Origin of the sequence: Testudinibacter sp. 'clade 2', from assembly GCF_006227735.1 — a bacterium.
In the GTDB taxonomy this organism is placed as follows: Bacteria; Pseudomonadota; Gammaproteobacteria; order Enterobacterales; family Pasteurellaceae; genus Chelonobacter.
This window is the reverse complement of sequence record NZ_VDHB01000082.1, coordinates 1-10,972: the sequence shown is the minus strand read 5'-3', so window position 1 is coordinate 10,972 and position 10,972 is coordinate 1. Positions and strand designations below refer to the sequence as shown.

At 45.9% G+C, this 10,972-nt stretch carries 11 protein-coding genes; 5 read left to right on the top strand and 6 right to left on the bottom strand.

Annotated elements, in window-relative coordinates; genetic code table 11:
- Nucleotides 1-175: 175 nt before the first annotated feature.
- Entirely contained in the window at nucleotides 176-2,818 is a 2,643-nt protein-coding gene (gene ppc, locus FHQ30_RS07495; protein ID WP_139612003.1) for a phosphoenolpyruvate carboxylase, read from the top strand.
- A gap of 165 nt (nucleotides 2,819-2,983) precedes the next feature.
- On the top strand, nucleotides 2,984-3,298 hold the full coding sequence (locus FHQ30_RS07490) for an HI1450 family dsDNA-mimic protein (protein WP_139612004.1): 315 nt from the start codon (nucleotides 2,984-2,986) through the stop codon (nucleotides 3,296-3,298).
- Between the two features lie 180 nt (nucleotides 3,299-3,478).
- On the opposite strand, the gene FHQ30_RS07485 is transcribed toward FHQ30_RS07490, so the two are convergent.
- From FHQ30_RS07485 to FHQ30_RS07460, 6 genes are all read right to left on the bottom strand, one after another.
- Nucleotides 3,479-3,706, bottom strand: a complete 228-nt coding sequence (locus FHQ30_RS07485) for a zinc ribbon domain-containing protein (protein ID WP_139609875.1) — start codon at nucleotides 3,704-3,706, stop codon at nucleotides 3,479-3,481.
- A gap of 18 nt (nucleotides 3,707-3,724) precedes the next feature.
- Nucleotides 3,725-4,147, bottom strand: a complete 423-nt coding sequence (ndk, locus tag FHQ30_RS07480; RefSeq protein WP_139612005.1) for a nucleoside-diphosphate kinase — start codon at nucleotides 4,145-4,147, stop codon at nucleotides 3,725-3,727.
- A 171-nt stretch (nucleotides 4,148-4,318) separates the two neighbouring features.
- Entirely contained in the window at nucleotides 4,319-5,623 is a 1,305-nt protein-coding gene (gene pepB, locus FHQ30_RS07475; RefSeq protein WP_176552674.1) for an aminopeptidase PepB, read from the bottom strand.
- Nucleotides 5,624-5,725: 102 nt separating this feature from the next.
- Nucleotides 5,726-6,817, bottom strand: coding sequence for a DNA polymerase IV (gene dinB, locus FHQ30_RS07470; RefSeq protein WP_139612006.1), 1,092 nt, complete (start codon nucleotides 6,815-6,817; stop codon nucleotides 5,726-5,728).
- 587 nt (nucleotides 6,818-7,404) lie between these two features.
- Nucleotides 7,405-8,094, bottom strand: coding sequence for a CidB/LrgB family autolysis modulator (locus tag FHQ30_RS07465; protein ID WP_442805701.1), 690 nt, complete (start codon nucleotides 8,092-8,094; stop codon nucleotides 7,405-7,407).
- Nucleotides 8,095-8,116: 22 nt separating this feature from the next.
- The gene (locus FHQ30_RS07460) at nucleotides 8,117-8,545 is read right to left on the bottom strand and encodes a CidA/LrgA family protein (RefSeq protein WP_139612007.1); all 429 of its coding nucleotides are present in this window, start codon (nucleotides 8,543-8,545) and stop codon (nucleotides 8,117-8,119) included.
- 114 nt (nucleotides 8,546-8,659) lie between these two features.
- Between FHQ30_RS07460 and FHQ30_RS07455 the strand changes: the two genes are divergently transcribed.
- From FHQ30_RS07455 to FHQ30_RS07445, 3 genes are read left to right on the top strand one after another with little or no spacing between them, the layout of a single operon-like run.
- On the top strand, nucleotides 8,660-9,163 hold the full coding sequence (locus tag FHQ30_RS07455) for a thermonuclease family protein (protein WP_139612008.1): 504 nt from the start codon (nucleotides 8,660-8,662) through the stop codon (nucleotides 9,161-9,163).
- A gap of 39 nt (nucleotides 9,164-9,202) precedes the next feature.
- The gene (locus FHQ30_RS07450) at nucleotides 9,203-10,423 is read left to right on the top strand and encodes an aminotransferase class V-fold PLP-dependent enzyme (protein WP_139612009.1); all 1,221 of its coding nucleotides are present in this window, start codon (nucleotides 9,203-9,205) and stop codon (nucleotides 10,421-10,423) included.
- Nucleotide 10,424: 1 nt separating this feature from the next.
- Nucleotides 10,425-10,817 carry a SufE family protein gene (locus tag FHQ30_RS07445; RefSeq protein WP_139612010.1) on the top strand — a complete coding sequence of 131 codons (393 nt, stop codon included), beginning with the start codon at nucleotides 10,425-10,427 and terminating at the stop codon, nucleotides 10,815-10,817.
- Nucleotides 10,818-10,972: the final 155 nt, after the last annotated feature.

The window sequence follows — 10,972 nt, the reverse complement described above, 5'->3', positions numbered from 1 at the left end:
AATTTTATCCATTCATCCTCAGTAAATTTTACTTTCTATTAAAAATTCATCAGTATTTTGCTAAATTTATCAAATATATCTTAATTTCAGTTGACCCGCTTTCCTGTTTTTTGTTATATCTATCACAGTTTTTAAAATTAACCATTTACACAACGCAATATACAAGGACAAAAGTATGATTCAGCAATATAGTGAAATGCGGAATAACATCAGTATGCTAGGGCGTTTTCTAGGCGAAACGATCAGCGATGCGCAAGGCAGTGATATTCTTGATTTGATTGAAAATATTCGAGTACTTTCGCGTAATTCCCGTGCCGGAGACGATCAAGCCCGTCAAGCACTGCTGGATACACTGGCGACCATCTCCAATGACAACATCATTCCGGTTGCCCGAGCCTTCAGCCACTTCCTGAATTTAACCAATATTGCCGAGCAATACCAAACCATTTCACGCCATCATGATGATTTAAATGCGAGCCAGCGTTCTATCGGTCATTTGTTTGATAAATTAAAAACCCAAAAAGCCAAACCGGAGGCTATCCTTGCTTCGCTGGATAATTTATTGATTGAACTGGTGTTGACCGCACATCCTACCGAAGTCACCCGCCGCTCTTTAACGCATAAACACGTTGAAATCAACAAATGTCTCAGCAATTTAGAACATTCAGATTTAACGGTAAAAGAACGTACCGCCATTGAGCGCCGCTTGTTGCAACTGATTGCTGAAGCCTGGCATACCAACGAAATCCGCACCCAACGCCCGACCCCATTTGAAGAAGCAAAATGGGGCTACTCGGTGATTGAGAACAGCCTGTGGACGGCGGTGCCGACCTTCTTACGCCAACTCAACGACAGCGCCGAAGAACATTTGAATTTCAGCTTGCCGGTGGAATTCACGCCGGTCAAATTCTCCTCTTGGATGGGCGGTGATCGCGACGGCAATCCGTTTGTCACCAGTGTCGTCACTCGTCGTGTGTTGAATTTAGCGCGAGCCAAAGCTGCCGAACTGTTTTTAGAAGACATTAAATTGCTGTCTGATGAGCTTTCTATGGTGGAGGCTACCGACGAATTCAAAGTAACATACGGCGAACATCAAGAACCTTATCGCTACATTGTCAAAGGGCTGCGTGCCAAGCTGAAATTGACCCAAAACCATTATAATGATCTATTAGCAGACAGACAGCCGCGCACCACGACTGAACAAATCATTACTAAAAATGAGCAACTGTGGCAACCGCTGTTTGATTGCTACACGTCACTGTCCAAGTGCGGTATGCGGATTATCGCTAACGGCTTACTGCTCGATACATTACGCCGTATCCGCTGCTTTGGCGTTACCCTGTCACAACTGGATATTCGCCAAGAAAGCACCCGTCATGCAATGGCAATTGCCGAAGTGACCCGTTATATCGGTTTGGGCGACTATGCACAGTGGAATGAAGCAGACAAGCAAGCTTTCTTGATTCGTGAACTGAATTCACGTCGGCCATTGATTCCGCTCGAATGGTCACCAAGCGAAGAGACCAAAGAGATTCTGGACACTTGCCGGGTAGTTGCTGAGCAAAATGAAGGCGTGATTTCCGCTTATGTCATCTCGATGGCAAAATCGGCCTCTGATGTGTTGGCGGTGCATTTGTTGTTGAAAGAAGCCGGTTGCAGCAAGCATATTCCGGTGGTACCGCTGTTTGAAACACTCGAAGATTTAGATAATGCCGAAGCTGTGATGCAAGAGCTGTTTAATGTCGGTTGGTATCGCGGTTTTATCAACAACAAGCAGATGGTGATGATCGGTTATTCTGACTCTGCCAAAGATGCCGGTATGATGGCGGCGTCATGGGCGCAATATCGTGCGCAAGAAGCCTTAGTTAACTTATGCGAAAAACTACATATTGAGCTGACCTTGTTCCACGGACGTGGCGGCACCATCGGCCGTGGTGGTGCGCCGGCGCATGCAGCACTGCTGTCTCAGCCACCGAAATCCTTGAAGAACGGCTTGCGTGTCACCGAACAAGGCGAGATGATCCGTTTTAAACTGGGATTACCACAAGTGGCGGTCAACAGTTTAGAACTTTATGCCAGTGCCATTTTGGAAGCCAATCTGTTACCACCGCCGGAGCCGGAAGCCATGTGGCGCGATATTATGGACGAACTGTCCGATATCTCTTGTGATATTTACCGTGGTATTGTGCGCGAACAGCCGGATTTTGTGCCATACTTCCGTTCTGCTACGCCGGAACAAGAGCTTTCTCGTTTGCCATTGGGGTCTCGTCCGGCAAAACGTAATCCAAAAGGTGGCGTAGAAAGTTTGCGTGCAATCCCGTGGATTTTTGCTTGGATGCAAAACCGCTTGATGCTGCCGGCATGGCTCGGTGCCGGGGCTGCGATTCAAACCTTGCTGAATAATGGCAAAAGTGCGGTAGTGGAAGAAATGTGCCAAAGTTGGCCGTTTTTCTCCACTCGAATCGGTATGTTGGAGATGGTATTCAGTAAAACCGATTTATGGCTGGCGGAATATTACGATCAGCGTTTAGTCGAGCCAAGCCTTTGGGAATTAGGCAAAACCTTACGCCAACAGCTGCAAGCCGATATCAAAACACTCCTGAAACTGTCGCATAAAGACCAGTTGATGGACGATCTGCCTTGGGTGGCACAATCGATTGCGCTGCGTAATGTTTATACCGATCCGTTGAACTTGTTGCAGGTCGAATTGTTACACCGCCTGCGCCAACAGCCTGAAGAGCAGCAAGATTCTCACTTGAATCAAGCATTGATGATCACCATCACCGGCATTGCTGCCGGTATGCGTAATACCGGTTAATCCTTGTCTTATCTTCACACAAAGGGCTGGTTTTTTATCAGCCCTTTTTTTTATTAAAGTTAAAACAGTTGGTTTTAGCAACTGAAAGCGATATGCTAACCGCACTTTGCTAACCATACATTACAATGACTGCTTTTACTTTTTAAGAACAACAAGGAATTTGCTATGCCGCATCAATTAGATCCCGACAATGCCATTGATATTGCTTACGATATTTTTCTGGAGATGGCAGAAGAAAATCTCGACCCTGCTGATATTTTGCTGTTTAACTTGCAATTTGAAGAGCGAGGCGCCGTGGAAATGGTGGAAACGGCAGACAATTGGGACGAAGAGATCGGCGTATTAATTGATCCGCAAGCCTATGCCGAAGTCTGGGTCGGACTGGTGAATGACAACGATGAAATGGACGATATTTTCGCCAAAGTACTGATTTCACACGATCAAGAAAACCCTGAATATCATATTGTATGGAAAAAATAGTGTTTAGGAAAAATGCTAATCCCAATTTCAGATGAAATCATGGCTAACAGCTCAAAATTGTCGAGAAAACGTGAAAAAGCCTGCCAGCCATTTTACGTTTTCTCGATTAATTCGGGAAATCACTTAAACAGCCCAACTTCCCTATTTTTCAAATTTATCACCAACGTTTTTGTTGTTTGTTCAGCTAGTCACCCAAGTCGCAACAGCAATAAACACCACAAAAATCAGTAACCAAATCAACTGTAATTTTGCACTTTTTCGGTTCACTTCTTTTTTATGCTCGCGTAAGCGTTCCAGCTGTTGTTTATAGCGCTCCAAGTCTTGCGGATCAAACGAAAAGCCACAAGACGGGCAACTTTTGGCGCTGTCACTGACTTTATGACGGCATTCGGGGCAACGGGTTAACATATTATTCTCTACTGGCAATTACGAACGTGGGAAAATTTCACTCTCACTGAAAAAATATTCGATTTCACGTTTAGCCGACGCCTCCGAATCTGAGCCATGCACCGCATTGATGCTTTTGTTGGTGGCATAATCAAAGCGAAGCGTGCCTGCAACCGCAGTTTGCGGATCGGTTGCGCCGATAAGCTCACGGTGCAGTTTGATCACATTTTCACCTTGCAAAACCGAAACCACCACCGGTCCGGAAGTCATAAATTCCACCAGTTTGTCATAGAACGGTTTGCCTTTATGTTCTGCATAAAATCCCGCTGCCTGCTCTTGGTTCAGGTGCAACATTTTGCTGGCGACAATGGTAAAACGAGCGCTCTCAAAACGGGAAAAAATTGCGCCAATCAGATTTTGTTTGACTGCATCAGGTTTGATAATCGAAAGTGTTTGTTGCATAGAAGCTCCTTTGGGTTAAGGTAAAGTGCGGTCTGACCGCACTTTAGGGTTGTTCTATCAGGGATGTTCTATTCCGTTCAAATTTATATAGCGTGTTAGTTGTCTGCCGATTTTACTGATCGGACAGCATTACCCGAACAATCTAATCTTAAGTCCAACCTTAATCACCAGTTAGTCACCATAGCTCAATAATAGATTCGCTAAGCTGTTGACACCAATACCGGTTGCTCCCGTTGCCCACAGCGGACTGGCAGATTTTCGGAAAGTCGCGGAACAGTCAATATGCAGCCAGTTGGTTTGATATGATTTTACAAAATACGACAGAAATGCGGTAGCGGTACTCGCCCCAGCGCCAGTTCCGGCAGGAACCGATGCGGTATTGCAAATGTCCGCAAATGACGAACTGACTTGGCTGCGGTGGAAAGGCTCGAACGGCAGGCGCCAGAAAGGTTCGCTCTCCTCTTTTGCCGCCTTGAACAGCGCTTTCACCAATTTATCGTCCATCGACAACACCGAATGGTAGTCATTGCCGACTGCCATTTTCGCTGCACCGGTCAAGGTGGCGCAATCAATGATAAACTGAGGATCTTGCGCATCCGCTTCGATCAAACCGTCTGCCAACACCAAGCGCCCTTCGGCATCGGTGTTCAACACTTCAACGGTAACGCCGTTGCGATATTCAATAATATCGCCCAACTTAAATGCACGGCTGCTGACCATATTTTCAGCACAGCACAGATATAATTTAACTCGCTGATTCAAACCACAGGCAATTGCTAATCCCAATGCGCCGGTTAGCAACGCTGCGCCGCCCATATCAGAACGCATTGAATCCATCGAACTGCTTGGTTTCAAGCTGTAACCACCGGTATCAAAAGTGATCCCCTTGCCCACCAGACAAGCCATCACCGGCTCATCCGGATTGCCGCTCGGATTAAAATCCAACTGCAACATCGCCGGCAAATTGGCTGAGCCTTTGCCGACCGTCCAAATACCGTGATAACCACGCTCTTTCAGCTCTTCACGGGCGATAATATGATACGACACCGCTTTTTCCACTTCGGCATGCTGTGCCTGTTGCAAAATAAAGTCGGCGGCACGATGTGCCAATGCTTGTGGCGTGATTTCATCCGACGGCAAGTTAATCAACTCGCGTACAAAATCGCCACACTCGATCAAGCGGAATAGTTGCTGTTGATCGGCGTCACTCAAATCAGACGGGAATTCAATCGCAAAATCCTGTTTGGCACTATAAAAACCTTGGTAAAACGCCCAACAGGTCGGCAACGTCCAATGTTTACCCTCCAGTTCGACATCATCAATTCCTTGGGTGCGTAATTTACGTGCCGCCCGCTGAATCTTGCCGAGCGGATCATCACCACCGAAATGCACTTTTGCTACTCCGTTATCAAAACTCAATAACGCTTTTTTTCCCCATACTTCATCAGCTTGTTTTTTGCTTAAATTAATCTTCATGCTCATCATGACACTCTCCGTGTTAAAATTGCCATTGTTTATAACATAAACCGATTTTTAGTAAATCCTAAATGTTATTTTTTTGTCATAATTTGAATCAAATCACCATAAACTGAGCTGTTGTGGATTATTTTTAGCCAACAATGCCACATTCAAGCCGATCAAGCGTATGCTTCTGCCGTTTGCCCGCTGCCAAATTTGCTGCAACAATTGCCGGAAAGCGTTAAGGTTTAAACAATAACCACTACTCTCCAAGGTGGTAGTTTGAAAATCGTTAAATTTCAGTTTCACCCCGATTTTTCGATATTGGCTCAATGGGGTATCCGGATCTGCCCGCTGCAAACGCACAATCAGTTTTTGATACAGCGACTGTAAAATATCTTCCGCCTGTGCTACTTGCCAAATATCTTGTGACAGGGTAACTTCAACCCCTACGGACTTACGCTCCCGTTCTGATTGCACCGCTCTTTCATCAATTGCATGGCTGAATTGCCAAATCCGTTGCCCCAATTTGCCAAATTGATCGAGCAAAATATGCTGTTTTAATTGGCGAACATCAGCACAGGTCGTCAAACCCATTGCAGACAATTTTTGAGCCGTGACCGGACCAACACCCGGAATTTTTTTCAATGCCAATTCGAGTACAAATTGATCAACCTGCTCAGGGGGCAGTACAAATTGTCCGTTGGGTTTATTGATTTCGGAGGCAATTTTTGCCAAAAACTTCAATGGCGCAACGCCGGCTGAGGCAGTTAATTGCAGCTCAGTAAAAATAGCACGTCGAATTTCAGCAGCAATCCAAGTTGCCGAGCCGTTACAGGCGGTGCAATCGGTCACGTCCAGATAGGCTTCATCTAAAGATAGCGGTTCGATTATTGTGGTATAACGCCGAAAAATAGCCTGCACCTGCTCTGAGACCTGTTTATACAACGCCATGTTGCCACGCAACAATATCAGATTCGGGCATTTTTTTAATGCAAGTGCGCTTGGCATCGCACTGTGCAAGCCATATTGACGAGCTTCATAATTACAGGTAGAAAGCACACCACGGCTGTCCGCCGCACCGCCGACCGCCACCGGCTTGCCTGCTAAGCTCGGCTGCTCACGAATTTCAACCGCCGCAAAAAAGCAGTCCATATCAATATGGATAATTTTACGTTCAAAATTCGCTTTATTCGATGATATCGCCAGCATAACGGAAGCAAAAATAAGAAATGATACTGCAATTATAAATTAAATAACTGTATAAATAAACAGTGTATTTACTTTATTCTCTTTTATCTTTAAAGCTATAGCTTTTGTGCTTGTACCAAAAAGTAAGCAAAAAAAATACCCTCCAATTGTAGTGCTGTTCTTCACCTTTGCTAATTTCTACGCTCAATTTGCAAACTCGCTTCGCTCAAACACGACAAATTGAGCTTGAAATCTTCATGCAAACGTTCAGGCACTACAAATGGGGAATAAACACCAAACACACTGCACTTTCATTTAACCACCAAAATGTAAAGTATAAAGTGCGGTTTAAAACCCCGTACTCTGCGCTGTGTTTTTCAGATTCCCTTATGAACTGCCTGAGCGGGTGTGAAATTTGTAGGGAAATTTTTCTGTTTGAGCGTAGCAAGTCTGCCCGCAATGCGGGCGAATTAAAAATTTTCCGTTAAGCAAATTCACACTGAGCGAAGATCAGCAGTTCAATAGGGTGTGCTTTCTTTGCCAACTTTCTTTGCACAAGCAAAGAAAGTTGGTCGCCGCGAGGCGAAATAGCGAAGACCAAATACGGGTTATACCAGCAACAAGACTAAACGAAAGATCAACGGTGCTAACACCGAACTGATGATGCCGCATAAAACTAACGAAATTGAGCTGTAAATGCCGGCTTGTTTATCAATTTCTAAAGTGCGGGCCGTACCTAGTGCGTGGGAAACTGCGCCGATCGACAAACCGATGGCTTCGGGATGCTTCAAACCGATTTTTTTCAGCAATAGATAACCCAAAATCGAGCCTTGCAATCCAGCCAACACCACACCGACCGCAGCCACAGACGGCACACCACCGATGGTTTCTGCCACCGCCATCGCAATTGGCGTGCTGATCGATTTCGGTAAAATTGTCGCCACTATCTCCGCATTGCCGCCTAATAACAGCGCCAACAACGCGCCGCTTAACATCGACAAGACTGATGCCGTCAGCGTGATCAGCAAAATGCTGCGCCAACGGCTGCTGATTTGGCGTAACTGCTCATAAAGCGGCAGTGCCAACGCCACGATCGCCGGTCCCAATAAGTTGTTGAGCGGCGCATTGCCCTGTATATACTGATCATAAGGAATATCTGCCAACAGTAAGACCCCAATCAATAATAGAATGGTCAATACAAACGAGTTAAACACAATCGACTTCCAGCGTTTGCTGATACAGATCGCTGCCATAAACGCCAAAATCGTTAACACAGAGTAGAGGTAAACTGCCATCATTTAAATATCTCCTGCTTATGCCTTACTTCATCTCAGCTTCACGTCGCTGCTTAATCCGTTTTCTTTCGATTTTTCGGCGTAATTTGCGGATACTGTGCCGTTCGAACAGATAGTCTGCCATCAAACCGATCACCACCAGACTCAGCATCGTGCTGATGATATTCGGAATCAGCAACTGCTTGGCATTCGCAAGCAACAGATCGGCATATTTGATAATTCCGACACTGACCGGTACAAACAGCAGCGCCATATAGCGAATCAGCAGGCTGGAACCAAAGGCGATCCACTCGACTTTAATCAATTGCGAGGTTAAACACAGAAACAGAATCAACAAGCCCCAGATACTGCCCGGCACACCGATTGGAATCAGATATTGCAGGAAAATACCCAGATACAAAATGGCATATAAAATGGTTAGCGAACGCAGCAGATTTATGATGTTTTGTTTCATTTTTACTTGAGATAACGTTTGCGATAACGGAATGATGTGCAATAATTCTCTCTCAAATTGTGATCAATGTCACCGAATTTTGCCTTTTTTGGGCGCAATAGATAAGGTTTTAAAGTGTCGATAACACGTTTTTTCTTTTTGTTTTCATTTTTGTTACTTTTTACAACAGTCGCTTACGCCAAGCCCAATGACGGCAACTCCCGCTCTACGATTCAATGTCGGGTGATTCACATCAGCGATGGCGACAGTTTCACTTGCCTGAGCGGTAATAATAAACGCATCAAAGTGCGGTTGCTGGGTATCGATGCTCCCGAAAACGGACAACCTTATTCAGCAAAATCCAAACAGTTTCTGGCTGCATTGATTCTACAACAGAAAGTAGACCTACAAATTGAGGGGATTGATAAATTTGCACGCCGTTTAGCACGGGTATACGACGCACAACAGCGTGATATTAATTTACTGATGATAGAAAACGGTTGGGCTTGGGCATACCGTTTTTATAAAAAAGATCCCCGCTACCCACAGGCGCAACAACGGGCAAAATGGAAAAAATTGGGTCTATGGCAGGATAATAATCCGCAAGAGCCGTATCTGTGGCGCAAGGCACAGCGTTGAGTTTATAATGTGAGCTCTTTTTTCAATGATGGCAGCGTTATGTTTAGATTAGAATCCGATTTCAACCCGGCGCTATTCCGCCAAGCCTTCCCTTATCTGCAAAGCTCCGCAACCTCAGTTTATCTGGATTCGGCGGCGACAGCGTTGAAACCGCAGGTGCTGATTGACAGCACGCTTGATTTTTATCAAAGTGCGGGTTCGGTGCACCGCAGTCAGTACGATGCCGAGCAGACCGCACTTTACGAACAGGCACGCAACCTCGTCGCTGAGTTGATCAATGCGCCGTCACCAGCGGCTGTTATTTGGACTTCCGGTGCCACGCAAGCGATCAATAGCGTTGCACACGGGTTGGCGCATTGGCTCGAACCCGGTGATGAGATCGTGATCAGCGAAGCCGATCATCACGCCAATTTTGTGACCTGGTCAATGCTGGCACAACAATGTTCGGCAAAATTGATTATTCTGCCAATCAATGATCAATGGCAGATTGAAAGTGCGGTGTTGCGCCAAGCACTGTCGCCACGCAGCAAGATTGTCGCTTTCAACATGGTTTCCAACGTTACCGGCACCGAACAACCGATTGCCGAGCTGATCAACATTGTGCGCCAAAATGCACCACAGGCATTGATTTTGCTGGATTGTGCGCAGGCGGTCGCCCATCTCAAATTGGATATTCAAGCGCTTGATGCCGATTTTTATGTGTTTTCGGCACACAAACTTTACGGCCCAAACGGCCTGGGGGTGCTGAGCGGCAAGCCTGAGTCGCTGGAAAAACTGACACCGTTGCTATATGGCGGCAAAATGGTGGATCGGGTCAGCAAACAGCAGATCAGCTTTAATCCTCTGCCCTATCGCTTGGAAGCCGGCACGCCGAATATCGCCGCAGTGATTGGTTTTGGCGCAGTGCTGAATTGGTTAGGTCAATATGATCTTCAGCAGGCCGAAGCCTATGCGGTGGCGCTTGCCGAACAGACTAAAGTGCGGTTGCAACGCTATGATCACGTGCACTTATTCAACTCGCCACAACCGAGTTCGATTGTCTGCTTTGTATTTGATGATATCGCCGTTTCTGATTTAAGCACCCTGCTGAGTGAACAAGACATTGCCCTGCGCGCTGGCGAACATTGCGCCCAGCCGTATTTAGCTCGGCTAGGACAAAAAAGCACCTTACGCCTTTCCTTTGCCCCTTATAATACATCGGCTGATGTAGAGGCTTTCTTCGCTGCGCTAGACCGCACTTTGACACTTTTAAGAGAATAATATGCAAAATTACTCCGATCTCGTCGAACAATTTAGTGGCTTGCCAAGTTGGGAAGATCGCTATCGGCTGTTGATTCAGCTCGGTAAAAAATTGCCAGAGATTGAACGCAGCGAATGGGAGCAAATGCCTTTGATTCAAGGCTGTGAAGCAGAAGTGCGGTTTGCGGCAGTGAAGCACCCTGACGGTTATCACTTTGCCGCCTACAGTGAAGCACGCATTATGAACGGCTTGCTTTATCTGCTGTTGAGTGCGCTGCAAGCGCTAAAATTAGAACAAATTCGGCAGCTTGACATCAGCGCTTTGTTGCAACAATGCGGTATTGCACAGCGCTTGAGCGCCACCCGTTTGAACGGTTTAAAACAGATCGAATCGTTGTTACACCGCTTGGATTAGGGTCTGTTGATCTTTGTTTATATTTTGAATTGTCGTTTAAAATGAGCACAAGCTAGGCGTAAGCCGAAATCAATAGCGGAACTATTGATGAGGATTACAACGACGAGTGTGCTCATTTTAAACACAATCCAAAGGACTATGACGCTTTTTCGCCA

What these genes read in the sequence shown, in the direction of transcription:
- ppc (WP_139612003.1), top strand. Translation starts at nt 176, where the DNA reads ATGATTCAGCAATATAGTGAAATGCGGAATAACATCAGTATGCTAGGG.
- FHQ30_RS07490 (WP_139612004.1), top strand. Translation starts at nt 2,984, where the DNA reads ATGCCGCATCAATTAGATCCCGACAATGCCATTGATATTGCTTACGAT.
- FHQ30_RS07485 (WP_139609875.1), bottom strand. Translation starts at nt 3,706, where the DNA reads ATGTTAACCCGTTGCCCCGAATGCCGTCATAAAGTCAGTGACAGCGCC.
- ndk (WP_139612005.1), bottom strand. Translation starts at nt 4,147, where the DNA reads ATGCAACAAACACTTTCGATTATCAAACCTGATGCAGTCAAACAAAAT.
- pepB (WP_176552674.1), bottom strand. Translation starts at nt 5,623, where the DNA reads ATGAAGATTAATTTAAGCAAAAAACAAGCTGATGAAGTATGGGGAAAA.
- dinB (WP_139612006.1), bottom strand. Translation starts at nt 6,817, where the DNA reads ATGCTGGCGATATCATCGAATAAAGCGAATTTTGAACGTAAAATTATC.
- FHQ30_RS07465 (WP_442805701.1), bottom strand. Translation starts at nt 8,094, where the DNA reads ATGATGGCAGTTTACCTCTACTCTGTGTTAACGATTTTGGCGTTTATG.
- FHQ30_RS07460 (WP_139612007.1), bottom strand. Translation starts at nt 8,545, where the DNA reads ATGAAACAAAACATCATAAATCTGCTGCGTTCGCTAACCATTTTATAT.
- FHQ30_RS07450 (WP_139612009.1), top strand. Translation starts at nt 9,203, where the DNA reads ATGTTTAGATTAGAATCCGATTTCAACCCGGCGCTATTCCGCCAAGCC.
- FHQ30_RS07445 (WP_139612010.1), top strand. Translation starts at nt 10,425, where the DNA reads ATGCAAAATTACTCCGATCTCGTCGAACAATTTAGTGGCTTGCCAAGT.